The organism is Spirillospora sp. CA-294931 (genome assembly GCF_050946795.1).
Classification (GTDB): Bacteria; Actinomycetota; Actinomycetes; order Streptosporangiales; family Streptosporangiaceae; genus Spirillospora.
The window spans coordinates 8,340,581-8,364,473 of the sequence record NZ_CP192006.1; the positions used below are offsets into that span (position 1 = coordinate 8,340,581).

The 23,893-nt window shown below is 70.5% G+C and carries 24 protein-coding genes and 1 tRNA gene; 10 read left to right on the plus strand and 15 right to left on the minus strand.

Annotated features, from left to right (window positions below):
• The first annotated feature begins 140 nt into the window (after positions 1 to 140).
• Complete coding sequence (locus tag ACQPY4_RS37800; RefSeq protein WP_433329481.1) at positions 141 to 1,016, plus strand: hypothetical protein; 876 nt, start codon at positions 141 to 143, stop codon at positions 1,014 to 1,016.
• On the plus strand, positions 1,009 to 2,664 hold the full coding sequence (locus ACQPY4_RS37805; protein WP_433329483.1) for a cyclic nucleotide-binding domain-containing protein: 1,656 nt from the start codon (positions 1,009 to 1,011) through the stop codon (positions 2,662 to 2,664). Before ACQPY4_RS37800 ends, ACQPY4_RS37805 begins: the two co-directional genes overlap by 8 nt.
• Here the strand turns inward: ACQPY4_RS37805 and ACQPY4_RS37810 are convergent.
• A complete protein-coding gene (locus tag ACQPY4_RS37810) occupies positions 2,661 to 2,945 on the minus strand; it encodes a putative quinol monooxygenase (protein WP_433329485.1) in 285 nt (94 codons plus the stop codon). The two genes, ACQPY4_RS37805 and ACQPY4_RS37810, sit on opposite strands and share 4 nt — an antisense overlap.
• Positions 2,946 to 2,957: 12 nt before the next feature.
• Positions 2,958 to 3,812 (minus strand): alpha/beta fold hydrolase, encoded by an 855-nt coding sequence (locus tag ACQPY4_RS37815; RefSeq protein WP_433329487.1) that lies wholly within the window; start codon positions 3,810 to 3,812, stop codon positions 2,958 to 2,960.
• 75 nt (positions 3,813 to 3,887) lie between these two features.
• On the opposite strand from ACQPY4_RS37815, the gene ACQPY4_RS37820 reads away from it, so the two are divergent.
• Positions 3,888 to 5,771 (plus strand): AfsR/SARP family transcriptional regulator, encoded by a 1,884-nt coding sequence (locus ACQPY4_RS37820; protein WP_433329489.1) that lies wholly within the window; start codon positions 3,888 to 3,890, stop codon positions 5,769 to 5,771.
• Positions 5,768 to 6,079, plus strand: coding sequence for an antibiotic biosynthesis monooxygenase family protein (locus tag ACQPY4_RS37825; protein ID WP_433329491.1), 312 nt, complete (start codon positions 5,768 to 5,770; stop codon positions 6,077 to 6,079). Before ACQPY4_RS37820 ends, ACQPY4_RS37825 begins: the two co-directional genes overlap by 4 nt.
• Before the next feature lie 1,737 nt (positions 6,080 to 7,816).
• On the opposite strand, the gene ACQPY4_RS37830 is transcribed toward ACQPY4_RS37825, so the two are convergent.
• Positions 7,817 to 7,898: transfer RNA gene (locus ACQPY4_RS37830), tRNA-Tyr, on the minus strand.
• A gap of 354 nt (positions 7,899 to 8,252) precedes the next feature.
• Here ACQPY4_RS37830 and ACQPY4_RS37835 point away from each other — a divergent pair.
• The 3 genes from ACQPY4_RS37835 to ACQPY4_RS37845 all read left to right on the plus strand — a co-directional run bounded on the left by ACQPY4_RS37835 (position 8,253) and on the right by ACQPY4_RS37845 (position 9,740).
• Entirely contained in the window at positions 8,253 to 8,885 is a 633-nt protein-coding gene (locus ACQPY4_RS37835) for a peptidoglycan recognition protein family protein (RefSeq protein ID WP_433329493.1), read from the plus strand.
• On the plus strand, positions 8,882 to 9,133 hold the full coding sequence (locus ACQPY4_RS37840) for a hypothetical protein (protein WP_433329495.1): 252 nt from the start codon (positions 8,882 to 8,884) through the stop codon (positions 9,131 to 9,133). The genes ACQPY4_RS37835 and ACQPY4_RS37840 overlap by 4 nt, the downstream gene beginning before the upstream one ends.
• A gap of 118 nt (positions 9,134 to 9,251) precedes the next feature.
• Positions 9,252 to 9,740 (plus strand): YajQ family cyclic di-GMP-binding protein, encoded by a 489-nt coding sequence (locus tag ACQPY4_RS37845; RefSeq protein ID WP_433329497.1) that lies wholly within the window; start codon positions 9,252 to 9,254, stop codon positions 9,738 to 9,740.
• A 101-nt stretch (positions 9,741 to 9,841) separates the two neighbouring features.
• Here ACQPY4_RS37845 and ACQPY4_RS37850 read toward each other — a convergent pair whose 3' ends face one another.
• Complete coding sequence (locus ACQPY4_RS37850) at positions 9,842 to 10,105, minus strand: helix-turn-helix domain-containing protein (RefSeq protein ID WP_433329499.1); 264 nt, start codon at positions 10,103 to 10,105, stop codon at positions 9,842 to 9,844.
• 46 nt (positions 10,106 to 10,151) lie between these two features.
• Between ACQPY4_RS37850 and map the strand changes: the two genes are divergently transcribed.
• Positions 10,152 to 10,919: a type I methionyl aminopeptidase gene (gene map / locus ACQPY4_RS37855; RefSeq protein WP_433329501.1), complete on the plus strand. Its 768-nt coding sequence runs from the start codon at positions 10,152 to 10,154 to the stop codon at positions 10,917 to 10,919.
• A gap of 47 nt (positions 10,920 to 10,966) precedes the next feature.
• Here map and htpX read toward each other — a convergent pair whose 3' ends face one another.
• The 7 genes from htpX to ACQPY4_RS37890 form a co-directional block, all read right to left on the minus strand.
• Positions 10,967 to 11,821 (minus strand): zinc metalloprotease HtpX, encoded by an 855-nt coding sequence (gene htpX / locus ACQPY4_RS37860; protein WP_433329503.1) that lies wholly within the window; start codon positions 11,819 to 11,821, stop codon positions 10,967 to 10,969.
• 69 nt (positions 11,822 to 11,890) lie between these two features.
• Complete coding sequence (locus tag ACQPY4_RS37865; RefSeq protein WP_433329505.1) at positions 11,891 to 13,360, minus strand: NADH-quinone oxidoreductase subunit N; 1,470 nt, start codon at positions 13,358 to 13,360, stop codon at positions 11,891 to 11,893.
• Positions 13,361 to 13,362: 2 nt separating this feature from the next.
• Entirely contained in the window at positions 13,363 to 14,874 is a 1,512-nt protein-coding gene (locus tag ACQPY4_RS37870) for a complex I subunit 4 family protein (RefSeq protein WP_433329507.1), read from the minus strand.
• The gene (locus tag ACQPY4_RS37875; RefSeq protein ID WP_433329509.1) at positions 14,871 to 16,703 is read right to left on the minus strand and encodes an NADH-quinone oxidoreductase subunit 5 family protein; all 1,833 of its coding nucleotides are present in this window, start codon (positions 16,701 to 16,703) and stop codon (positions 14,871 to 14,873) included. The genes ACQPY4_RS37870 and ACQPY4_RS37875 overlap by 4 nt, the downstream gene beginning before the upstream one ends.
• The gene (gene nuoK / locus ACQPY4_RS37880) at positions 16,700 to 17,128 is read right to left on the minus strand and encodes an NADH-quinone oxidoreductase subunit NuoK (protein ID WP_433329511.1); all 429 of its coding nucleotides are present in this window, start codon (positions 17,126 to 17,128) and stop codon (positions 16,700 to 16,702) included. The genes ACQPY4_RS37875 and nuoK overlap by 4 nt, the downstream gene beginning before the upstream one ends.
• Positions 17,128 to 17,640, minus strand: a complete 513-nt coding sequence (locus ACQPY4_RS37885) for an NADH-quinone oxidoreductase subunit J family protein (RefSeq protein WP_433329513.1) — start codon at positions 17,638 to 17,640, stop codon at positions 17,128 to 17,130. The genes nuoK and ACQPY4_RS37885 overlap by 1 nt, the downstream gene beginning before the upstream one ends.
• The gene (locus tag ACQPY4_RS37890; protein ID WP_433329515.1) at positions 17,637 to 18,167 is read right to left on the minus strand and encodes a NuoI/complex I 23 kDa subunit family protein; all 531 of its coding nucleotides are present in this window, start codon (positions 18,165 to 18,167) and stop codon (positions 17,637 to 17,639) included. The genes ACQPY4_RS37885 and ACQPY4_RS37890 overlap by 4 nt, the downstream gene beginning before the upstream one ends.
• Before the next feature lie 127 nt (positions 18,168 to 18,294).
• On the opposite strand from ACQPY4_RS37890, the gene ACQPY4_RS37895 reads away from it, so the two are divergent.
• Complete coding sequence (locus tag ACQPY4_RS37895; protein ID WP_433329517.1) at positions 18,295 to 19,113, plus strand: ComEA family DNA-binding protein; 819 nt, start codon at positions 18,295 to 18,297, stop codon at positions 19,111 to 19,113.
• Positions 19,114 to 19,122: 9 nt separating this feature from the next.
• Here ACQPY4_RS37895 and ACQPY4_RS37900 read toward each other — a convergent pair whose 3' ends face one another.
• Genes ACQPY4_RS37900 through ACQPY4_RS37915 form a run of 4 tightly spaced genes read right to left on the minus strand, consistent with a single transcriptional unit; the run spans position 19,123 to position 22,227 of the window.
• Positions 19,123 to 20,079 carry a complex I subunit 1/NuoH family protein gene (locus ACQPY4_RS37900; RefSeq protein WP_433329519.1) on the minus strand — a complete coding sequence of 319 codons (957 nt, stop codon included), beginning with the start codon at positions 20,077 to 20,079 and terminating at the stop codon, positions 19,123 to 19,125.
• Positions 20,072 to 20,623 (minus strand): NADH-quinone oxidoreductase subunit C, encoded by a 552-nt coding sequence (locus ACQPY4_RS37905; RefSeq protein ID WP_433329521.1) that lies wholly within the window; start codon positions 20,621 to 20,623, stop codon positions 20,072 to 20,074. The genes ACQPY4_RS37900 and ACQPY4_RS37905 overlap by 8 nt, the downstream gene beginning before the upstream one ends.
• On the minus strand, positions 20,620 to 21,816 hold the full coding sequence (locus ACQPY4_RS37910; RefSeq protein ID WP_433329523.1) for an NADH-quinone oxidoreductase subunit B: 1,197 nt from the start codon (positions 21,814 to 21,816) through the stop codon (positions 20,620 to 20,622). Before ACQPY4_RS37910 ends, ACQPY4_RS37905 begins: the two co-directional genes overlap by 4 nt.
• A gap of 39 nt (positions 21,817 to 21,855) precedes the next feature.
• Positions 21,856 to 22,227: an NADH-quinone oxidoreductase subunit A gene (locus tag ACQPY4_RS37915; RefSeq protein WP_433329525.1), complete on the minus strand. Its 372-nt coding sequence runs from the start codon at positions 22,225 to 22,227 to the stop codon at positions 21,856 to 21,858.
• Between the two features lie 348 nt (positions 22,228 to 22,575).
• On the opposite strand from ACQPY4_RS37915, the gene ACQPY4_RS37920 reads away from it, so the two are divergent.
• Positions 22,576 to 23,643, plus strand: a complete 1,068-nt coding sequence (locus ACQPY4_RS37920) for a hypothetical protein (protein ID WP_433329527.1) — start codon at positions 22,576 to 22,578, stop codon at positions 23,641 to 23,643.
• Positions 23,644 to 23,893 lie beyond the last annotated feature (250 nt).

A 23,893-nucleotide genomic window follows, 5' to 3' on the forward strand; every position in this document is an offset into this window, starting at 1 on the left:
GGGGTCGCCGTCTCTCGCCGCACCCGCCCCCAAGAGACCGTCGAATATTTCCCGGCCGCATGCGAGAGGCCCCGGGGGCGGCCCCATCTAGGAGGACGTCGTAACGGTCATCCACGCCAGCCCCTGAGCAGGAGGTGCCGATGGGGCGAGCCGAGGATGCTGGGGAGCAGCCACGGCCCGACTCACCGGCGATACAACAGGCGAAGACAGGGCCATCGGATCCGCAGGACTACGACGTCGATGAGCTTGACCGCGCGCTCACCGAACTGGAGAGCACCCTCACCCCCGAGGACCTGCCCGAGGGTGTGGACCTGGACCGGCATCGACGAACCGAACGTCTTCTGGGCGACGCCCAGAAGGTCAGGGAGCTGGCAGCGGCCGGGTTCACCGGGCCCGCCATGGAGGTCGTGAAGGGCGAGCTGGCGGAGTACGCGATCGCGGTGCTGATGGCGTGGACGCGCAACGGGGAGATCATGAAGCGAACTAGGGCCAGGGGGCGCCCGATCTCGGTCGTTGAGTACGGACCCGGCCGATGGGAGTACGAGGACCGGCTGGAGCTGGCGATCGAGACCACGGCACGCGCGCTGGACTATTTCGTCGACACGGCGCTGGCCGGTGGACGATGGGACCCCCGAAAGGGCGCCGCGCTGAAAACGTACTTCGTCGGCGCCTGCGTGCTCCAGTTCCCCAACGTCTACGCCGTCTGGGCGCGCGAGCAGAACCAATGGGCCCGGCACATCGAGGCTTCGGACGAACCCGACGAACCGACGTCCCCGCACAACCCCACCAGCGACACCGCCCTGGAACCGATCGTCCGGAACGAGCTGCTCCGGCTGCTCGACGACCCCGTCACCCGCCGCGCCGCCGAGCTGATCGCCGACGGCGTCCCGCTGAAGGACGCCGCCGCCGCGGTGGACCTCACCGCCACGGCCCTGCAGAACCGCCTGTACCGCCTGCGTCTCAAGGCCCGCGCGGCCCAGCGCCGCCGCACCGAACGGGGAGGCGCCGATGACTAGCGACGAGCGTGCCGGGTCCGGCGACGACCCGATCGAGGCCGCGCGGCGGGCGGGCCTGTCCGAGGCCGCCCAGCGGACGGCGCGGGTCGAGCGGCTGCGCCGGTTCCTGCGGACGACGCCCCTCCCCCCCGACCTCAGCCCACCGCTGGCCCGGCTTCTCACCGACATCAACGAGGGAACCGCGGTTCCACCGCTGCACACCATCCGCGCCGTCCTCGCGGAAGCGGCGGCGCACGGCGCCGAGCCCGAGCCGTGGCGCGGGCTGCTGTCCGGCCAGATCGACCAGCTGGCCGTCACGCTGCGGACGCTGGCGCTGGTCCAGCACTCCTCGTTGGGAACACCCGCGGCCCGGCGGCTCAGCGCCGAGGCCCCACCCGAAGCGGTCGCCGAGGCCCTGACCCGCACCCATCCCCGTCCGACCATCGGCAGCGCCCGCGGCTTCTGGAGCCGGCTCACCGAGGCGGAGCGGCGGTCGTTCCTGGCCGGGGCCACACCCGTGACCCACCCCGCTGGGCAGGTGCTGATGACCGAAGGCGAACCCGCCGAGCATCTCCTCGTGATCACCTCGGGCTGGGTGCGGGTGAGCACCGACCGCGACGGCCGCGAGCAGATCCTGGCCACCCGCGGCCCCGGCGAGCTCATCGGCGAGCGCGCCGCGCTCCTTCTCCGCAGCCGCTCCGCGACGGTCATCACCCTCGACCGGCTGCACGGCCTCACCATGCGGACGCACCAGTTCGCGGCGTTCCTGGCCGAGCATCCGCGCGTGCTCACCATCCTGGAACAGCAGATCTACGAGAGGCTGACCGCCCCGGCGGTCCCATCCACCCAATCCTGGGCAGGTCAGATGTGCTCGATCCTGGTCACCGACATCTCCGAGTTCGGCGCCCGCCACCGCGGCGAGAACGACCGGCTGGTCGTCCGGCAGGTGATGTACGAGATCCTGCGCGAGGCCTTCGACGCCTCGGGGATCTCCTGGACGGCCTGCCACCGCGAAGACCGCGGCGACGGCGCCGTGATCATCGCTCCGCCCGAGACGCCCACCGTCTCCGTCGTCGACCCGATGCTGGCCAAGCTGAGCGCCGGGCTCGAGCGCCACAACCTCCAGTCCGGCGACAACCGCCGCCTCAAACTACGCGTGGCCCTGCACGTCGCCCCGGTCATGCCCGACCCGCACGGCGTCTCCGGCGACGCGATCGTCCACGCCTCCCGGCTCCTGGAAGCCCCGGCCCTCGAGCAACGGCTGGCCGAGTCGGGCGCCGACCTCGGCTTCATCGCCAGCCCCTTCGTCTTCGAGACCGTCATCGCCTACGGCCCCGGCCACGTGGACCCGGCGAGCTACCAGAAGACGACCACGACGATCAAGGAGTCGACCTTCACCGGCTGGGTGTACCTCGCGGACACGGCCCCGGCCGACCCCGACAGGCTCGACCGGTTCGAGGCCCTGATCCTGGACTGGGTCACCCAGGGCCTCACCGACGACCAGATGGCCCGGCGGCTGGACGTCAGCCCCCAGAACGTCCGCGCCACGCTCCACCGGATCCAGAACAAACTCGTCCCGCTCCGCCCGCCCGCCAACCTCGCCGCCGTCTCCCGCCCGGCCACCCTCGCCCACGCCCACCTGGAAGCCCGGCTGGCCGCCTCCGGCTAAGGCGCCTCGACACCGGAGATCCGGTACCGGCTCACCTCCGCGCCGCGGATCTGGGCGGTCTGCTCAGCCGAAGGCCCCTCGCCCCGGAACCGCTCAAGATCCTCGCCGGACTCCCACCGCTCGTAGACATTGATCCGCCCCGGCTCGACCAGATCGGCCGACAGCGCGAAATCAAGACACCCGGCGGCCGCCCGAGCCTGCTCCACCACCGTCACGCTCTCAGCCAGATAGCCGTCCCGAGCCTCGGCGTCCACATAGAGCGTCCCCGCAATGATGATCATCTCGCCTCCCGATCATGGGCTGGCCAGCAGTTCCCGAAGCGCCCGCACGACCTCAGCGGGGGCTTCCTCGGCCATGAAGTGTCCGAAGCCCACGATGGTATGCCGCAGGTCCGACGCCCATTCACCCCACAGAGCCGCCGCGTCGAACCCGAGGGCGGCGTCCCAGTCCTGCTGGAGCACGGCGACCGGCATCCGCAGCCGGTTCCCGGCGTCCCGGTCGGCCCGATCGTGGTCCAGATCGACTCCGGCCGACGCGCGGTAGTCGGCCACGATCGAGGGCACCGCCGCACGGCAGGCGTCCAGGTAGGCAGCGCGGACCTCGGCGGGCATCGGCTCGGTGGCCCAGGCGTCCAGGAAGTGCCCGAAGAAGGCGTCCGGACTCCCCCCGATCAACCGCTCGGGCAACCCAGGAGGCTGCGCCATCAGGAAAAGATGAAATCCCACAGCCGCCGTGACACCGCGCATCACGTCCCACATATCCACCGTGGGAAGCACGTCCAGACACGCGAGATGCGTCACCGCCTCGGGATACTCAAGCCCAGCGCGAAAAGCCACCAGAGCACCCCGATCGTGCCCCACCAACGCGAACCGCTCGTGCCCCAACTCACGCGCCAAGGCGACGACGTCCGCCGCCATGGTGCGCTTGGAGTAGTCGCCGACAGGCTTGTCACTATCCCCGTAACCGCGCAGGTCAGGACACACGACCTCATGATCCGCCGCCAACTCCGCGGCGACATACCGCCACATCAGATGCGTCTGCGGAAACCCATGCAGCAACACGATCGGGCTGCCGGCCCCACCCACGGCCACGTTAAGCGACACACCATCAGCAACCGGAACACGCCGATACTCGAAACCAGCAATCACAACGCCGCCCTTCCGTAGATGCAACAAGCCTCTCGGGTGCGAATGAGCATCGAATGAGCGCGCTACCGTGGCCAGGTGCGGTTCGGAGTGCTGGGACCCGTGACGGCCTGGAACGACTCCGGCCAGCCGATCACCCTGAAGGGACCACGGCACCGCGCCGTCCTGGCCCGGCTGATCATCGCCCGCCGCCGCGTCGTCCCGGTCACCACCCTGGTCGACGACCTGTGGACGGACCCGCCCCCCGGCGCCGTGGCCGCCGTCCGCACCTTCGTGGCGGCCCTGCGCCGAGCCCTGGAACCACAACGCCCACCCCGCGCGCCCGCCCACCTCCTCGTCACCCGAGGCCCCGGCTACGCGCTGCACGCCGAGTCAGTGGACGCCTGGCACTTCGAAGAGGCGGTCACCAGCGCCGCGACACTCGTCCGGCTGGAGGAGGCCCTGAGCTGGTGGCGCGGCCCCGCCTACGCCGACTTCGCCGAGGAGCCCTGGGCCGCCGCCGAACGCTCCCGCCTGACCGAGCTGCACCTGCGAGCCATCGAGCGCCAGGCCGAGACCCGGCTGTCCCTGGGCCTGGCCGCCGAGGCCGTCCCGGACCTGGACGCCCACGTCTCCGACCACCCCTGGCGCGAGGACGCCTGGCGCCTGCTGGCCCTGGCCCTCTACCGCACCGGCCGCCAGAACGACGCACTGACCGTCCTACGCCGAGCACGAACCCTCCTAGTCGAACGCCTGGGCCTGGACCCAACCCCCGAACTCCATCAACTAGAAGCCGACATCCTCACCCAGGCTCCGCACCTGGACCACAAACCAACCGACCACGTATGGGCCCGGACCACCGCCGCCTATGACCGCACCGCACCGTCCAGCACCCGCCTGGAATCGACGGTGCACCTCCTCCGCCACCTGGCGGTAACCGGAGCCAGCGGCCTCCAAGCCGCCCGCGAACACCGCCTGGCAGCAGTCACGGCAGCGGAAGAACTGGGCGACCCGGACCTAATCGCCCGCGTGATCGGCGCCTACGACGTCCCGGCCATCTGGACCCGCGCCGACGACCCCCAACAGGCCGCGTCCATAGTCGCCGCCGCCCAACGCGCCCTCCGCCCAGACGCACACCCCGCGACCCAAGCCCGCCTCCTGGCAACCATCGCCATAGAGTCACGCGGCACCAACGCGACACACGCAGCCCACCAGGCAGAACAACGAGCCCGCAGCCTGGACGACCCAGCCCTCCTGGCCTTCGCCCTCAACGGCGCCTTCATGCAGTCCTTCCACACCCCCGGCATGGCCCCAACCCGAGACACAATCGGCGCCGAACTGGTGACCCTCTCCTCCCGCAACGGCCTGGTCACCTGGGAGGTCCTAGGCCACCTCATCCGTCTCCAGGCCCGCAGCGCCCTAGGAGACTTCCCCACCGCCGACCACCACGCGTCCCAGGCCGACCACCTGGCCAAACGCCACGAACTCCCCCTAGTGGACGTCTTCACCACCTGGTACAGAGCCCTACGCCAAGCAGGCAAAACCTCCGCACCCGAGGAAGAAGCCACCTACCACCAGGCCGCCTCAAAACTCACCGGAGCCATGCCCGGCCTAGAACACGGCCTACTCCCCCTAGCCCTGCTCTCCGTCCGCCTACGCCACGCCCAACCAGCCCAAACCGACGACCTCGACTGGGGCCCCCACGAACCCTGGACCCGCCCCCTAGTCCTCCTAGCCCAAAACCGCAAAAACGAAGCCAAAGAGTCCCTCCACAACGTCCCCACCCCACCCCCCAACCACCTAACCGAAGCCATGTGGTGCCTAACCGCCCAAGCAGCCATAGCCCTCAACGACCAAGAAACAATGAACCGCGCCCACACCGCCCTAAAACCCGCCGCCGCAGAACAAGCCGGAGCAGCCAGCGGCCTCATCACCCTGGGCCCGGTAGCCAAATACCTGGAAGCCCTCAAGGAGCCGAAATGATCGCAAGAACCTGGCGAGGCTGGACCACACCAACAAAAGCCGACGACTACCAGCACCACTACAAGACCGAGGTGACCGACCACCTCCGCCAAATCCCCGGCTTCCAAGGCGCCCGCCTCCTCCGCCACACCACCGGCGACGAGGTCATGTTCACCTCCATCACCTTCTTCACCAACATGACCGCCGTCCAAGCCTTCGCCGGCCCCAACCCCAACCAAGCCGTCCTGGAAGAACCCGCCCGCCAAGCCCTCACCCACTGGGACGACCAAGTAACCCACCACGAAGTAACCGTCGACCTCCGCCCCTAGCCACCCGACCCGGGGACGTCGTCAAAGCCCTTCTTCTCCGACGTCCGGTAGCGAGCCCTCGGCGCCGAGATCTCGCCGTGCCGCCTCATAGAAAGCCCGGCGCTGACGACCGGCCTCGGCGAGTACGGAATCCCAATCCAGATCCAACTCGCCCAAGGCGGTCCGCCGAAGCCTCCACACAGCCCGATGCCACAATCGCGCAGCCACGATCGCGTCCGATGAGCCCAGCAGCAGAACCGATTCCCACCGAATCTCACGTTCTGCTTCCGCGTCCGACAGTTCCCTCTTGCCCTCATCCAGTGTGAGCGGATGTGGGTAATGGCCGACACCGCGCCCAGAAGCGACCCTGCGCGCAAGAGCGACACAACGGATGACCCCGTGCCCGTACTCGGTGTACACGAGGGCGCGCTGTTCGTCCCAACGCACCTTTGTCTGCCGCTTCCAGCGCGATCTTTCAGTCGCCGCAGTGGCCAGGTACGACGACGCCGCACCCACGACCACACCGACAAGTGCCGGAAGCTGCCCCGCAAGCCCTGTCATTAGCTCACCCCTCCTGGAAACCCCGGACACACCACCCGCCCCCGGCAAGCAAGCCACCTCCCCCGCCCGTACATCCACGCCCCTAGCCGGCAACGGCCCCTCAGGGGGAATTCGTGCGCTCAATCCAAAAAATAAATGCGACGACCAGCGCAAAGAGACTCAGCCCGACAACCAGATCCCACCCCGGGCCGAGAACCGCCAGCAACCCACCAAGCCCGTGCAGCCCAAGAAGCGCTATCGCCACAACCACCCCCACCCCTCAAACTTGATCATCAGGCCCTCTTGGGAAGCAGGTAATCCAGCCCAAACACTCCGTAGCCGCTAGTCATGCTAAAAGCGGCGAGACCCCGCGACCAGACACGCCCGCAGACGAGCGGCTCCACCCACGGCAACGCGGTAGGCGAAGCCCCAAAGCCCCCAGGCACAGCGTGGCATTCCGCCCATATTCCGGATCTTGCTCTTGCGCTGATCGCTCACGATCCCCTCGCCTGATCTTCCCGCCTGCCGTCGTCCCACCCTCCGGGAAGCGGGCCAGGCGGCCGGGACGATGGTGGAGTTCCCCACTGGGAGAACGACCTTCCCCCGGCCCCCTGGTCTGCTTGGTTCTGCCTGGGACGTCGGCGGGCGGGAAGATCAGGCTTCCACCTCAATCCCTGACGCCTGTTACGCACGAGGGATCCTCATCCCGGAGCCTGAGTGCCCCCGCCGGAGGCCAGAACGGCGGCAAGCGGTGGGCGGGATCCGGTGTGCACCCCGGACCCAATCAGCTTGCGCTGACGCTCGCCCTGGCAAATCCCGCAGATTTGGGACCACCCCGCTTCCCGCAAGTCAATGGTCACAAAACGGAGGGCAGGTAGGGCTGAATGACACAGATCCGGTCGTCGATGAGGGAGATGTTGAACCGGATGGCTGCTGTGGTGGGGTGCGTGCCCCATACAGAGATTGATCGGAGGGGGTGCGGGGGGGCGGAGCCCCCCACACGGGGCGGAGCCCCCCACACGGGGCGGAGCCCCAATGAAAGCTGTCCGAGCGGAGCGAGGGCGATGCTCTTGAGGGGGCGAGGGGCGAAGCCCCATGGGGGTGCGGGGGCGGAGCCCCTGCATCGGGGGTTCCAGGGGGTCGTCCCCCTGGGTGGGGACCGGAACGCAAGCGGCCCGCAACCGTGAGGTTGCGGGCACACTTGTTCCGAAGTGGAGGTGGCGGGTGCAGGGTTCGAACCTGCGTAGGCTAAGCCGACGGATTTACAGTCCGCTCCCATTGGCCACTCGGGCAACCCGCCGTGGCGCCGCTCTCGCGACGGCACTCGAAAGGATAGCGGACCTGGGGAGCGGTCGTGACATCAGCCCCGTGGGGTCTGGAGAGTCACATTCCGGTGAACGGAGTCGCGACATGGGGGTCTGATGTCCGTGACGTAGGGATGATTCACCGTGTACATGGGCAACTACGTCAGTGAGGTGGTGTCGCGAACCCGCGGGTGTGGCTCAGCGGCACCTGTTACCGGGTCCCCCCTCCGCCCCCTGCCCCCCACCAACCCCAGGAGGATGATGTGGACATCATCACCCGCGCCGAATGGGGTGCTCGCGCCCCCCGTTCACGATCCACCACCAGTTGGTCCGCACGGCGGGAGTTCGTCGTGCACTACTCCGAAGGCCCCACCGACCAGTCCGTGAAGAGCATCCAGAACTTCCACATGGACTCTCGTGGGTGGTCTGACATCGGTTACAACTTCCTCGTCGACAACAAGGGCCGCATCTATGAGGGACGCGGCTGGCTCGTGATCGGGGCCCATGCGACGGGGCACAACACCTCGGGTATCGGGGTGTGCTTCATCGGACGCGACGGCGACGCCACGGACGCGGCCAAGAAGGCGATCCGGTGGCTGTACGACGAAGGTCGCAGCAAGGCCGGGCACCCGTTGTCCAAGAACGGGCACGGGCAGCTCAGCGGGAACTCGACGAACTGCCCCGGCAAGCAGCTCCTGTCGTGGGTGAAGGCGGGCATGCCCGCTCCCGGGGGCGGCGACCCCACGCCTCCCGGGCCGCCCAAGTGGCCCGGACGGTACATCACGCAGCCCCCGATCATGCGGGGTGACGACGTCCGGACGTGGCAGGCGCAGATGAAGAAGATCGGCAAGTCGATCGACGTGGACGGCGCGTACGGGCCCAAGTCCGAGGCCGTGTGCCGGGCGTTCCAGAAGGAGCGCAAGCTCTCGGTGGACGGCATCATCGGGCCCGACACGTGGGCCGCCGCCTGGAAGAAGCCGTGATCTACACGTCGGTCGTCCGCACGGTGGTGCCCCTCATCGTGGCGGTTCTGATCGGGCAGGCCGCGCGGGTGGGCCTGGATCTGGACGAAGGGGCCGTGACCTCGATCGTCACCACGGTCGTGGGTGCGCTGTACTACGCGGGCGCGCGGTGGATCGAGGAGCGCTGGCCCGCGGTCGGACGGTGGCTGCTGTCGGCCGGCCTGGCCACGGGGACCAACCCGACCTACACCAAGCCTCCCGGCCGCTAGACACCGATGACGGCCCCGCTCTTCGTAGGAAGGGCGGGGCCGTCGGCCGTCTCCTCCGCGTCCGGGGTCGCGTTCATCGCTACCCTCCTGGGAGGAGTTCGAGGACAGACGGAGTGCTATGGGTGACTCATCGTTCGACATTGTGAGCAAGCTCGACCGGCAGGAGGTCGACAACGCGCTGAACCAGGCGGCCAAGGAGGTCGCCAACCGGTTCGACTTCAGGAACGTGGACGCGGGGATCAAGTGGTCCGGCGAGACCATCGAGATCCAGGCCAACACCGAGGAGCGCGCCAACGCGGTTCTGGAGGTGTTGAAGGACAAGCTGGTCAAGCGGAACATCTCGCTGAAGGCCATCGACCCGTCCGAGCCGAAGCTCTCGGGGAAGGTCTACAAGCTGGGCGTCGCGCTGAAGGAGGGCATCTCCCAGGAGGACGCCAAGAAGATCAGCAAGATCATCCGGGACGAGGGCGCCAAGGGCGTCAAGGCGCAGATCCAGGGTGAGGAGCTTCGGGTCAGCGCCAAGAAGAAGGACGACCTGCAGGACGTCATCGCGCTGCTCAAGGGCAAGGATCTCGACGTCGCGCTGCAGTTCACCAATTATCGGTGACCCTGACAGGTGGAGCGCGGCGGCCCTCTTCCCCCGCAGAAGAAGCCCGCCGCGCTCGCATTTGTTATGACGGGGCTTGGGCCGTAAAGGTTCGCTTTTCTTTAGCCCGCGAGGCGATTTTCGAAGACCTCCAGGTCACGGGCCAGCTCGGCGAGATCGAGGCCGAGCGCCCGGGCGAGCGCCGCGACGGTGAAGAACGCCGGGACCGCGATGGCGCCGCGTTCGATCTTGCGGAGGGTGTCGAGGGAGATGCCGGCCTCGGCGGCGACGGCGGCGGCGCTGCGCGGGCCGCGGGCGGCGCGGAGCACCTGGCCGAGGGCCTTGCCTCGGTCGCGCTGTTCTTCGGTGAGCGGGGTCCTGACCATGGACCGAGTATACGCAGATACTAATACTGGTATTAGTATCTACCCCATGGTGACTTACCGGAGCTCCCGCGAGTGGGAGATCATGCGCGAGGCGGGACGGGTCGTGGCCCGCACCCTGGAGGCGGTGCGGCGCGCCGCCGAGCCCGGGATCTCGCTGCGCGAGCTGGACGCCGTGGCCGCGCGGTCCATCAAGGAACACCACGCGGTGTCCTCGTTCCTCGGCTACCACCCGAGCTGGGCGCCGACGCCCTACCCGGCGACCGTGTGCCTGTCGGTCAACGACGTCGTGGTCCACGGGGTGCCGGACGACCGCGTCTTGGCGGCGGGCGACCTGGTCTCGGCCGACTGCGGCGCCGAGCTGGGCGGCTACCACGGGGACGCCGCCATGACGTTCTGCGTCGGCCCGCCCGACGACGCGGGCCTGCGGCTGATGGACGTCACGCGCACCGCGCTGGAGCGGGCGATCGCGGCCGCCCGGCCCGGCGGGCGCATGGGCGACATCTCCAGCGCCGTCGAGCGGACGGCGCGCGAGGCTGGCTACGGCATCCTCGAAGGCTGCGGCGGGCACGGCATCGGGACCGCGATGCACGAGGACCCGCCCGTGCCGAACACCGGGCGCGCGGGACGCGGTCTGAGGCTGCGCGAGGGCCTGACGATCGCGATCGAGCCGATGTTCCACGAGGGCGGAGGCGACGCGACGCGCGTCCTGCCGGACGGCTGGTCGATCGCCACCGCCGACGGCAGCCGGGCCGCGCACTTCGAGCACACGATCGCGATCACAGGCGAAGACCCGGTCGTCCTGACCGCTCTCTAGCGGCCGCCCGCGATCACCGGCGACCGGCCGGTCGTCGTGACCGCTCTCTAGCGGCCGCCCGCCATCCGCTCCAGGCGGGCGATGCGCTCGGCGGTCGGGGGGTGGGTGGAGAACAGGCGGCCCATGCCGATCCCCTGGAAGGGGTTGGCGATCATCAGGGCGCTGGTGGACGCCAGTTCGGGGTCCTGCGGCAGCGGGAGCGCCTTGGTACCGGCCTCGATCTTGCGCAGGGCCGAGGCGAGGGCCAGCGGGTCGCCGGTGAGGCGGGCGCCGGCCGCGTCGGCCTGGAACTCGCGGGTGCGGCTGATGGCCATCTGGACGACGGCCGCCGCGATCGGCCCGAGGACGAGCATCAGCAGCGCGCCGACGAGGCCGGGGCCGTCCTCGTCCTCCGAGCGTCCCAGCGGCAGGAAGATCGCCAGATGGGAGAGGTAGGTGATGACGGTGGCGATCGCGGCGGCGACCGACGAGACCAGGATGTCGCGGTTGTAGACGTGGGAGAGCTCGTGGCCGAGGACGGCGCGCAGCTCGCGCTCGTCCAGCATCCGCAGGATGCCGCGCGTGCAGCAGACGGCGGCGTTGCGCGGGTTGCGTCCGGTGGCGAACGCGTTGGGCTGGTTGGTCTCCGAGACGTACAGGCGCGGCATCGGCTGCCTGCTTGAGGTGGCCAGCTCGCGGACGAGCCGGTAGAGCACGGGCGCCTCGACCTCGCCGACGGGATGGGCGCGCATCGAGCGCAGCGCGATCCGGTCGCTGAAGAAGAACGCGAACCCGTTGGTGCCGAGCGCGACGACCAGCGCCAGGGCGAGGCCCGCGCCGCCGCCCATCACCCATCCGACGGCGAGCATCAATGCCGACAGCGCCGCGATCAGTACCGCCGTCTTGGCGCCGTTGAAGCGCACCGACCCTCCTGTCTTCCCGTTCCTGTGCCTCTTCTGGGAGAACGGGTTGACCAGGTCGGACGTTCCCGGTCAGGTGACGGTGCGCACGGTCTCCAGCACCAGCTGCGGCGCGACGGAGAGCACCACGGCGCCCGCGGCGGTGGCGGCGATCGCCGCGCGCAGGGCCAGGCCGGTCGCCATTTCGGGGGCGGGTCCAGCCGGGGTGGCGAACAGCCGGGCGGCCCAGACGAGGTAGTAGTACAGGCCGATCACAGTGTTGATCCCCATGACGACGGCCAGCCAGGTGACGTCGCCCGCGACGGTCGCGCGAAACACCACGACCTTCGCGAACAACCCCATGACCCCCGGCGGCAGGCCCGCCAGGCAGATCAGGAAGAAGGCGAGCGCGGCGGCGGTGGCGGGGCTGCTGCGGGCCAGGCCCCGGTAGTCGTCCAGGGTGTCCCAGCGCTTCTTGTGGAAGCCGGTGACGACGGCGAACGCGCCCAGGTTCATCACCGCGTACAGCGCGACGTAGGCGGTGGTGGCGGCGACGGCCTCGTCCAGGCGGCGCTCCCCGACCGCGAGCGGCGCGAGCATGTAGCCGGACTGCGCGACCGACGACCAGGCCAGCAGGCGGATCGCGGTCCGCTGGCGCAGCGCGAGCAGGTTGCCGACCGTCATCGTGACGGCGGCGAGCACCGCGACGACCGGGCCCCACACGTGCGCGTACTCGGGGAAGCCGAGGGCCAGGACGATCGCCAGCCCGGCGAAGCCCGCGGCTTTGGACACCACCGACAGGAACGCCGCGACGGGCAGCGGCGCGCCCTGGTAGACGTCCGGCGCCCAGAAGTGGAACGGGACGGCGGCGACCTTGAACGCGAAGCCCGCGATGACCAGGACGACGCCGAGCGCCGCCACCGGTTCGTGCTCGCTGGGCAGACGGCCGAGCGCGGGCGCGATGCGGTCGAGGTGCATCGCGCCCGTCACGCCGTAGATGAGGCTGATGCCGAACAGCATGACGGCGGCGGAGATGACCGAGACCAGGAACAGCTTCAGCGACGCCTCGGACGCGGCGCCGTCGTAGCGCCGCAGCGCGACCAGCGCGAACACCGGCAGCGACAGCGTCTCCAGCGCGACGACCAGCAGCACCAGGTCGCGCGCGGCCACCAGCGTGAGCGCCCCGATGACGGCGGCGAGCAGCAGGAAGTGGTACTCGCCCGCCGGGATCTTCGACTCGGTGATCTCGCGCAGCGACAGCAGCACGACGACCACGGCGGCGGCGAGCACGACGCCCTGGAACATCAGCGTGAAGTCGTCGGCGACGTACGAGCAGGACTTCGGGCCGTTGCCGCGCAGGCCGTCCGGCAGGCAGAACGTGGCGCGGCGGTCGCCGGCGGCCAGCGCGATCACGGCGATCAGCGCGGCGCCGAGCGCACCGCCGCCGAGCACGCCCAGAAACCGGCGCGGGACGTCGAACGCGTCGGCGAGCAGCAGCGCGATCGCCGCCACCGCGAGGATCAGCGGGGGCGCGATCGCCGCGTAGTCGATGCCCTGGATCACCGTCAGCCGCCTCCCAGCAGAGCGCGCACCGGCGCGGTGGTCACTTCGAGGAGCGTCTTGGGCCACAGGCCGACCAGCAGCGTCAGCGCGATCAGCGGCGTCCAGGCCGCGTACTCGTAGGCCGACACGGCCGCCACCTCGCCGCGCTCGGCGTCCTCGGCCCGGCGGGACGGACCATGGGTGATCTTGGCGAGCATCCGCAGGAAGTAGGCGGCGGTCAGCACGGCGCCCAGGCCGCCGACGACCATGAACGTCACGAAGGTCTCGCGGGGCAGCGCGTCGGCCGGACGGTAGGCGCCGAGCAGCGCGAGCATCTCGCCCCAGAACCCGGCCAGGCCGGGCAGGCCGAGGCTCGCCACCGACGCGAAGGTCAGGATGGAGGCCAGGCGGGGCGCGCTGGTGAGCATGCCGCCGCCGAGGGCGTTCAGGTCGCCCGTCCCGTAGCGGTCCTTCACCGAACCGGCCAGGAAGAACAGCAGCCCGGTGATCAGCCCGTGCGCGATGTTCCCGAACAGCGCGGCGTTCAGCCCGACCGGGGTGAGGGTCGCGATGCCCAGCAGGACGAACCCCATGTGCCCGACGGACGAGTAGGCGATCATCCGCTTGAGGTCGGTCTGGGCGAGGCAGGCCATCGCCCCGTAGACGATGCCGATGACCGCGAGCAGGCCGAGCCAGGGCGCCCAGAACTCCGCGCCCTCGGGGGCGATGGGCACCGCGATGCGGATGAGCCCGTAGGTGCCCATCTTCAGCAGCACCCCGGCCAGCAGGACGGACCCCACCGTCGGCGCCTCGGTGTGGGCGTCGGGCAGCCAGGTGTGCAGCGGCCACATCGGCGCCTTCACCGCGAGGCCGAGCCCCATCAGCAGGAACGCCGTCACCTGGACGCCGTGCGTCACGCCCGCGCCGTGCCTGCGGGCCAGCTCGGTCATGTCGAGGGTGCCCGCGTTGACCGCGACCAGCAGCATCCCGACCAGCAGCAGCGCCGAGCCCAGCAGCGTGTAGAGGATGAACTTGTAGCCGGCCGCCCGCCGTCCCGCGCCGCCCCACCGCACGATCACCACGTACATCGGGATCAGGACGACCTCGAAGAACACGAAGAACAGCACCAGGTCGAGCGCGACGAACGTGCCGAGCATCCCGACCTCCAGCACCAGCAGCAGCGCGGTGAGGAGCCGGGTCGAGCCGCCCTTGGGCGGATGCTTGACCGAGTACAGGAAGCAAAGGAACGTCAGCAGCGCGGTGAGCACCACCAGCGGCAGCGAGATCCCGTCGACGCCGAGGTGGAAGCGGAGCCCGATCGAGGAGGCCCACGCGCGGTCGACCTCCAGCTGCATCCGGGACGTCGCGCCGAAGTCGAACGCGGTCAGCGCCGACAGCGCGACCAGCAGCGTGGCGCCCGAGACGCCCAGGCCGAACAGCCGCACCGCGGCGTCGCCGGGCAGGAACCGCCGCGGCGGGACGAGCATCGCCAGCGCACCCGCCAGCGGGATCGCCATCATCAGCAGGAAGATCACAGGAAGACCACCACCACGGCCGCGATGACGACGACTCCGGCGAGCACGCCGGTCAGGTACCCCTGCGGGTTGCCGTTCTGCGTGCGGGTGAGCGGCTCGCCCACCCGGCGCGCGCCGCGCGCGACGCCGACGACCAGCGCGTCGATGCCGCGCCCGTCGAACTCCACGACCCACCTGGCCAGTGCCCGCACCGGCCGGACGACCGTGAGCGCGTAGAACTCGTCCACGTAGAAGGCGCGGGCGAACACCGGCCGGGCCGGGCCGAGCGCGCGCGCCGGATCGAGGGCCGGGTCGCGGTTCCAGACGACGAAGGCCGCGCCTCCGCCCGCCGCCACCAGGAGCAACGCCAGCAGCGCCGACGCCAGATGCGGACGCAGCTCGTCGGCGCCCAGTCCGAAGAAGCCCATGGCCGCCGACGGGACGGCCAGCGCCGCGACCGTCCAGGCCATGATCGTCGGGGCCTCGCGGACCTCGAAGGAGCCGCGCGTCTCGCCGAAGAAGGTCATCAGCCACAGCCGGACGGCGTAGGCCGCCGTCAGCGCGACCGTGACCAGCAGCCCGAGGTAGACCAGCCAGGCGACGCCGCCCGGGATCTCGGCGCCGTGGGTCGCGGCGTGCTGGGCGGCCTCGATCACCGAGTCCTTGCTGAACCAGCCGCTGACCGGCGGGACGCCCGCCAGCGCCGCGAGCCCGACGGTCATCGACCAGAACGTCAGCGGCATCCCCTGCCGGAGCCCGCCGTAGTCGCGCAGCATGTTCGAACCGGCGACCACGATGACGCATCCGGCGGCCAGGAACAGCAGCGCCTTGAACGCGCCGTGCGTCAGCAGATGGAAGATCGCGGCGGTCTTCGCGCCGACCGCCAGCGCGGCCGCCATCACGGCGAGCTGGCTGATCGTCGAGTAGGCCAGGACGCGCTTGATGTCGTCCTGCGCCAGCGCCGCCAGCGCCGAGCCCACCATCGAGATCACCGCCAGGACGCCCAGCGTGGTGAGCGCGGCGGGAGCCTCCAGGAACACCCCGTAGACGCGGGCGACCACGTAGATGCCCGCCGCGACCATCGTCGCCGCGTGGATCAGCGCGCTGATCGGCGTGGGGCCCGCCATCGCGTCCGGGAGCCAGGTGTGCAGCGGGAACTGGGCGCTCTTGCCCGCCACGCCCGCGAGCAGCAGCAGCGCCGCCGCGGTCACGGTCGCGTGCGGCAGGTCGTCAGCCCGAGCCAGGACGCCCTCGATCGAGAACGTCCGGGCGCCCACGCCGAGGACGAAGATCCCGAACAGGAAGCCGACATCGCCGAGCCGCGTCACCAGGAACGCCTTCACCGCGGCCCGCGAGTTGGCCCGGTCTTCCCAGTGGTGGCCGATCAGGAAGTACGAGCAGACGCCCATGACCTCCCAGCCGACGTACAGCAGCAGCAGGTCGCCCGCGAACACCACCAGCAGCATCGCCGAGGTGAACAGCGAGATGAACGCGGCGTAGGACGAGTAGCGCGGGTCGTCGGCCATGTAGACGACCGAGTAGACCTGGACGGCCAGCGCGACGAGGCACACCATGACGCCGACCACGGCGGACAGCCCGTCCACCTGGAGGCCGACGTCGATCGGGAACGTCCCCGTGGGGACGAGCGTGAGCGACCCCGTCCGCGCCCCCGGGTCGCGCCACAGGGTGAACGCCACGATCGCGGCCACCAGCGCCGCCACCGCCATCGGCGCGCACGCGATCAGCGCGGGCCCGCCGACCACCGGCGTTCGCAGCCGCTTGCCGAGCAGCATCCCGGCGAACGCGGCCGCGAACGGCAGCAGGATCGCCGTCGCGGCGAGCGCGATCACGAGCGGCTCCCCTCGGACGCCGGCTCGACGGCGGGCGGCTCGGCAGGCGGCGGCCCGGAGGACGGCGGCGTGGCGGGCGGCGGCTCGGAGGGCGGCGGCCCCGCGGGCGGTTCGGCGGGTTCCTCGCGCAGCGTCCTGAGCCGGTCGACGTCGATCATCTGGCGGTTGCGGTACACCAGCAGGACGATCGCCAGGCCGAGCCCGACCTCCGCCGCCGCGATCACGATGACGAACAGCGTCATCACCTGACCGCCGTGCAGGGTGTCCTTCCACCACACGTCGAACGCGACCAGGTTGAGGTTGACCGCGTTCAGCATCAGCTCGGCCGACATCAGCACCAGGATCGCGTTGCGCCTGGCCAGCACCCCGTAGACGCCGATCGAGAACAGCAGGGCCGCCACGACCGTCGGATAGACAAGGTGCATCAGCCGTCGTCCTTTTCGCCGATGTCGGAGCGGGACAGGACGATCGCGCCCACCAGCGAGGCCAGCAGCAGCACCGACAGCACCTCGAAGGGCAGCACCCACGTCCGGAACACGCTCGCGCCCAGTTCCTCGGCCGACCCGTGACCGGCCTTCAGCGGACGGTAGGCGTCGTGGAACCCGATCACCATCACCGTCACCAGCACGGCCGCCGTGGCCAGCGCCACCCCCAGCGCCACCCACCGGTTGCCGGAGTCGAGATCGGCCCCGCCGATCGGCGCCCGGGTCAGCATGATCCCGAAAAGCAGCAGCACGACCACGGCGCCGACGTAGATGAGCACCTGCACCCAGGCCACGAACTCCGCGGTCAGCACCAGGTAGCCCCCGGCCAGCGCGCCGAACGAGACCACCAGCCACAGCGCGGCGTGGACGATCTGCCGGGTGGTGACCACCAGCAGCGCCGACCCGACGGCCACGACGCCCAGCAGCGTGAAGACGATCTCCTGGCCGGTCATCGGGCGCGGCCCCGGGTCGCGGCCTTCTCGACCGTGGCGACCTCCTTGGGAGATTCGGCGCCCGGGTCGTGGGCCTGCGGCGGCGGAACCGTCCACATCCACTCGCGCAGCCGGTCCTTCTCGTGCGTCAGCTCGGCGATGTCGTACTCGGCGTACTCGAACTCCGGCGACCAGAACAACGCGTCGAACGGGCACACCTCGATGCAGATGCCGCAGTACATGCACAGCGAGAAGTCGATGGCGAAGCGGTCGAGGACGTTGCGCGTCCGCGCGCGTCCACCGCCCTCCGCGGGCAGCGTCTCCTTGTGCGAGTCGATGTAGATGCACCAGTCGGGGCACTCCCGGGCGCACAGCATGCAGACCGTGCAGTTCTCCTCGAACAGCGCGATCACACCCCGGCTCCGCGGCGCGAGATCCGGTTGCACTTCGGGGTATTGGCGCGTGATCGAGCGCCGCGTCATCGTCCGCAGCGTGACCGCCAGCCCCTTGGCCAGCCCGCCTCCTGGTAGCCGTCCCACGGGCCCCATGATTCCTTACGAAGGGCCCGGGGGGAACGCAACGGTCGTCGCGTTCGTCGAACTCATGTGAGCGGAGCGAACCGAGTGCTGCCTTGATCTCGGTCCCGGACGTCGACTCGCGAGGCGAGGAGGGCACGTGAGCCACGGTGTGGACGGCCCTTACAACCAAGGCCAGAACCCCCATCCGGGCAGGCCGGGCGGCGTTCCCCGCAGGCCACCGCGTCCGCCCGCACCGCACATGGGCCGCCCTCCCGGGTGGCGTCCGCCCTATCCGGGCCCGCCGGTCCCGCCGCAGCCGATGCCGCCCGTCGTTCCGCTTCCGCCGTCCAGTGAGCCGGGCGGGTTGATGTGGGCGTTCGTCCCTTTCCTCACGCTCGGCTTCGGAACGCCCTTCACCTTCCTCTACGCCGCCGTGCGCCGCGGCTCGCTGAACCTCGGCGCGACCGCGGCCGGATACGGCGGCGCCACCGCCGCCGTCCTGCTCCTGATGCAGACGTCCGACCCGCTGCTGATCATGCTCAGCGGCGTCATGATGATGATGCTCTGGATCGCGGGCACCGTGCACTCGTTCGCCGTCCGCCCCTCGATCTTCCCGCGCTCCGCCCCGCGCAGCCGCCACAACGAGCACGCCATCCAGGTCGCCAAGTACCGTCGCGGACTGCGCGAGGAGGCCCGCGCCCTCGCGGGCGAAGACCCGGCGCTGGCCCACGAGCTGCGCATCGGCCGTCCCGACCTGCCCCGCGGCTACGACGACGGCGGTCTCATCGACGTCAACCACGCCCCGCCCGCCACCCTCGCGACGCTGCCCGGCATGACCCCCGAACTCGTCGACCGCATCGTCCACCGCCGGGGCGAGCAGGGCGGCTTCATCTCCGCCGAGGAACTCTCCCTCGACATCGACATGCCTCCCGACCTCCTCACCAACCTCGCCGAATACGCCATCTTCCTCCCCTAGGCAGGAAGGTCAGGCGAAGGCGATTTTGAGGACGCCGGTCAGGGCGAGCTGGGCCAGGGCCAGGGGGACGAGGTAGGCCCAGGCGAGTTTCTGGAGCTGGTCCTCGCGCATTCTCGGGTAGCTGACGCGCGCCCAGATCACCAGGAAGGACAGGCCGAAGACCTTGATGAGGGTCCAGAGCCAGCCGAGCTCCTCGTTCAGGAACGGGCCCTTCCAGCCGCCGAGGAACAGGACGGTCGTCAGCGCGCACAGCACGACGATGCCCGCGTACTCGGCCAGCAGGAACAGCGCGAAGCGCAGGCCGCCGTACTCGGTGTAGGGGCCGAAGATGATCTCGGAGTCGGCGACCGGCATGTCGAAGGGCGGACGGCGCAGCTCGGCCAGGCCCGCGATGAAGAACACCACGCCGCCGACCGCCTGCCACGGCAGCCAGTACCAGTGCCACTCCTCGACGATGCCGCTGAGCGAGAGGGTCCCGGCGGCCATCGCCACCGAGGACGCCGCGAACACCATCGGCAGCTCGTACGACATGAGCTGGGCCGCCACCCGCATCCCGCCCAGCAGCGAGTACTTGTTGGCGCTGGCCCAGCCCGCCATGATCGCGCCGATCACGCCCACGCCCATCACGGCGAGCGCGAAGAACAGGCCGGGGCCGAGGTCGAGCGCGACCTGGCCGTCCGGCCCGACCGGGACCACGATCAGGACCAGCAGGTAGGGGACCAGCGCGACCGCCGGGGCGAGCTTGAACACCCGGCTGTCGGCGGCGCGCGGGATCACGTCCTCCTTCTGGGCGAACTTCACCCCGTCCGCGACGAGCTGGGCCCACCCGTGGAAGCCGCCGGCGTACATCGGGCCGAGGCGCCCCTGCATGTGCGCCATCACCTTGTGCTCGGCCTGCCCGACCAGCAGCGGGAGCAGCGCGAACGCGCCGGCGACCAGCGCCAGCTTGACGACGATCTCAAGCATTGGGCCCCCAGTCGTCGGGCACGCCGGGCGGCCGCACCCGGCGGCGGCTCGGCGCCCCGTGACCCGACTCGCCCGGTTCCTTGGCGCCGGGCCACGGCTTGGCGACCCGGGCGGCGAGGACGAAGTCCTTGCGCAGCGGGTTGCCCTCGAAGCCGTCCGGCAGCAGCAGCGGCTTCAGATCGGGATGGCCCTCGAAGACCACGCCGAACATCTCGAACGTCTCGCGCTCGTGCCACGCCGCGCCCCGGTAGACGCCGGTGGCGGTCGGCAGGACGGGCGCCTCACGCGGGACGCGCGTCCTGACCAGCAGATGGTGCCGGCGTTCGAGCGAGTAGAGATGCGTGACGACGGCGAACCCGTCGTCGAGCTCGTCCACGCCGGTGAGCCAGTCGAAGAAGCCGCACTCCAGGCCGTCGCGGGCGAACGTCAGCGCCTCCACCCACACCGGGGGCGGGACGCCGACGGCCAGGCCGCCGAACGTCTCCTCGGTGGTGACGTCCTCGCCGAAACGCTCGGTCCAGGCCGCGGACAGGACCTCGCTCACCGGTCCGTCCGCCCGATCTCGTCGTCGTTCCCGTCGCCTTCGAGGCCGGGGATGATCGACGGGTCGTGCTCGCCGTCCCCGTTGCCGTTCCCGTTGCGCTTGGGCAGAAGCTTGCGCAGCGGGGTGACCGGCGCGGTCTCGTCGACCGGAGTGATCTCCTGCGTCGGTGTCGAGTCGGCCTGGGAGGCGGGCACGGGCGGCTTCTCCGGCTCCGGGGCGGGCGGGGGCAGTTCGGCCGTCGGGGCGCTGGACGGCTCGTCCGGCGGGGTCGGTTCCGCGGACGCTTCGAGAGCGGGCGCCTCAGCGGACGGGGTCGGTTCCCCGGTCGCGTCGGGGGCGGGCGGGGCCTGTTCCGCGGTCGCCTCGGGGGCGGGCGGGGCCAGCTTCGCGGGCGCCTCGGGGGCGGGCGGGGCCAGCTTCGCGGGCGCCTCGGGGGCGGGCGGGGCCAGCTTCGCGGGCGCCTCGGGGGCGGGCGGGGCCAGCTTCGCGGGTGCCTCGGGGGCGGGCGGGGCCAGCTTCGCGGGCGCCTCGGGGGCGGGCGGAGTCAGCTCCGCGGTCGCTTCGGGAGCGGGCGGGGCCGGTTCCGCGGACGCTTCGGGGGCGGGAGGCGGTGGGGGCTGGAGGGGGCGGCGGAGGACGGTGGCCGATAGCGGACGCGAGGGCGGGGCGGGCGCGATGGGCTCGCCCCCGCCGGTGTAGCGGTCGCCCAGCGACTCGCCGGCGATCTTCTCCTGGAGGTGGACGATCCCGTGCAGCAGGGCCTCGGGACGCGGCGGGCATCCGGGGACGTAGACGTCCACCGGGATGATCTGGTCGACGCCCTTGGTGACGCAGTAGGAGTCCCAGTACGGGCCGCCGCAGTTGGAGCAGGCGCCGAAGGAGATGACGTACTTGGGCTCGGGCATCTGCTCGTAGAGGCGGCGGACGGCGGGCGCCATCTTGTCGCTGACCGTCCCGGACACGATCATCAGGTCGGCCTGGCGGGGGCCGGGCGCGAACGGGATCACGCCGAGCCGGATGAAGTCGTGCCTGCTCATCGAGGTGGCGATGAACTCGATCGCGCAGCAGGCCAGCCCGAAGTTGAAGACCCACAGGGAATAGCGGCGGCCCCAGTTGAGCACGAACTTGATCGGCTTGGGCGCCAGCCGCGACAGCGGCCCGACGCTCGGCGGGGGCAGATCGACAGTGCTCACAAGAGCATTCTTACAGGCCCGCGCCGCGATGCCAGGGGGTCAGACCCACGACAGGACGCCCTTCTTGCCCGCGTAGACGAGACCGGCGGCGAGGAAGCCCAGGAAGACGAACATCTCCCCGAGCGTGGTCATGCCATAGCCGGGCGCCGCGAAGACGGTGGCCCAGGGGAAAAGGAACACCGCGTCGACCGCGAACACCACGTAGAGGTAGGCGAACACGTAGTAGCGAACATAGGACTGCGCCCACCCGTCGCCGACGGGGTCGACGCCGCATTCGTACGTCGTGAGCTTCTCGTGCGTGGGGCGCCGCGGACGCAGCAGGCGGTTGGCCGCGAGCCCGCCGCCGACGATGCCGCCGCCGACCAGGATCAGCGCGAAAACGACCGCGTACGAGTCGAAATAGTCGAGCACCAATACCTCCGGACGTGCGTCTAACCCAAGTATCCCCGAGAATTGGGAACCGCGCATGACGGGCCCGTCCCCCGGGGCGGCGGATCACATTGTCGGTCGCTTGTAGGACACTGTGATCGAAGCGGGCTCGTTGATCAGGAAGGACGTGTCCGGATGAGCAATCCTCCTCCGCCACCGGGTTGGGAACCCCCGGGCGGGTCGTCTTGGCCCCCGCCCCCTCCCCCCGCGGGCCCGATGGGTCCGCCCGGCGGTGCGCCTCCGCCTCCGCCCCCTCCGGGAGGATTCGGTGGCCCAGGAACCCCGCCTCCCTTCTTTCCCCCGCCGCCGGGCGCGCCCGGCGGTCCCGGCATGCCCCCTCCGCCACGGCGTTCGGGCAGCGGCGCCCTGATCGCCCTGCTCGTGGGCGGTGGGCTGGTGCTCGTGATCATCATCGCGGTGGTCGTCGTGGTGCTGACGTCCAAGGACGAGAAGTCCCCCAAGGAGTACCTCAACGCGGCGGCCGACTCGCTCTCGACCGCCCGGACGGTCACGCTCAAGGGCACGCTGAGCAGCGGCGCCCGGCCGATGTCCGGTGAACTGACGGTCACCAAGGGCGGTCGCGCCAGCGGCCCGGTCACCCTGGACGGCACCAGCCTCACCCTCCTGGCGGTCGACGGCAAGGTGTACGCCAAGGCCGACAGCTCCTACTGGCGCACCGAGTCGAGCCTGTCCACGACGCCGTACTTCCTCAAGAGCGGCGAGCAGTGGGGGCGCCTGAACGCGAGCAAGATGACGCTGGAGACCCGGCAGGTCACGCCGTCGGCGCTGACGTCCAAGCTCCGCACCGCCGCGTTCCGCACGAAGCTGAAGCCGACCAAGACGACCGTGCAGGGGCGCAAGGCGCTGAAGTTCAACAGCGGCTTGACCACCATCTACCTCACCGACTCCGACAGCCCGGTCCTGCTGCGCTACGAGGACGTCTACCCCCGCATCGCCGTGGACGTCACGCCCAAGACCACCGGCGAGGCCATCAACGACATGCGCGAGCAGATCGGCGAGCTGAAGGACTCCTTCGACGGCTCGGTGCGCCCGACGGTGGTCGAGTGGAAGAAGGGGCTCTGCAGCGAGAACTCCTCCGGCTGCTCGGTGCGCGGCAAGGTCCGCGCCATCACCTCCTCGGTGTCCCCGGTCCGCGTCGAGGTCCGCTACCGCCTCACCGGCGGGACGATCAGCGGCAAGGACCTCGGCGACTGCAAGACCACGGTCACGCTCAGCGGCTCGGACGGCACCTGGGCCGAGTGCCGCGTCGCCACCAGCGAGTGGGCCGCCTGGTCGCGCGGCGACAACTCGCGCTACTACCACCACCCCGAGTTCAGGGTCGAGGGCGCCTCGTCCACCGAGATCCAGACCATGCAGAGCGGGCTGGCCAGCGACTGACCGTGGCCGAGCGCATGCCGGTCGGCCCCTCCGGGGGCCGGCCGGTGTTTCGCGTTCGTCCCGGTCTTGGTGCGGGAGGGCCGTGGCGTCCGGCACTCTAGGTGTCTGGCCGACGTCCCCCGGTTCGTCGGCTAAGCCCCCTTTGTAACCGGTCACCAGCAGAGCGAGCGCGAGTGAGCGTTGAGCACGACGGGCCGTCCGAGGCGTATTACGGGCCGGACGTCCCGCAATCCCCCGCCCCCGCCCCCTC

Bases quoted from the DNA above. Each gene is read 5' to 3' on its own strand.
- ACQPY4_RS37800 (WP_433329481.1), top strand. From the start codon at position 141: ATGGGGCGAGCCGAGGATGCTGGGGAGCAGCCACGGCCCGACTCACCG.
- ACQPY4_RS37805 (WP_433329483.1), top strand. From the start codon at position 1,009: ATGACTAGCGACGAGCGTGCCGGGTCCGGCGACGACCCGATCGAGGCC.
- ACQPY4_RS37810 (WP_433329485.1), bottom strand. From the start codon at position 2,945: ATGATCATCATTGCGGGGACGCTCTATGTGGACGCCGAGGCTCGGGAC.
- ACQPY4_RS37825 (WP_433329491.1), top strand. From the start codon at position 5,768: ATGATCGCAAGAACCTGGCGAGGCTGGACCACACCAACAAAAGCCGAC.
- ACQPY4_RS37845 (WP_433329497.1), top strand. From the start codon at position 9,252: ATGGGTGACTCATCGTTCGACATTGTGAGCAAGCTCGACCGGCAGGAG.
- ACQPY4_RS37850 (WP_433329499.1), bottom strand. From the start codon at position 10,105: ATGGTCAGGACCCCGCTCACCGAAGAACAGCGCGACCGAGGCAAGGCC.
- map (WP_433329501.1), top strand. From the start codon at position 10,152: ATGGTGACTTACCGGAGCTCCCGCGAGTGGGAGATCATGCGCGAGGCG.
- nuoK (WP_433329511.1), bottom strand. From the start codon at position 17,128: ATGCACCTTGTCTATCCGACGGTCGTGGCGGCCCTGCTGTTCTCGATC.
- ACQPY4_RS37885 (WP_433329513.1), bottom strand. From the start codon at position 17,640: ATGACCGGCCAGGAGATCGTCTTCACGCTGCTGGGCGTCGTGGCCGTC.
- ACQPY4_RS37890 (WP_433329515.1), bottom strand. From the start codon at position 18,167: ATGGGGCCCGTGGGACGGCTACCAGGAGGCGGGCTGGCCAAGGGGCTG.
- ACQPY4_RS37900 (WP_433329519.1), bottom strand. From the start codon at position 20,079: ATGCTTGAGATCGTCGTCAAGCTGGCGCTGGTCGCCGGCGCGTTCGCG.
- ACQPY4_RS37920 (WP_433329527.1), top strand. From the start codon at position 22,576: ATGCCCCCTCCGCCACGGCGTTCGGGCAGCGGCGCCCTGATCGCCCTG.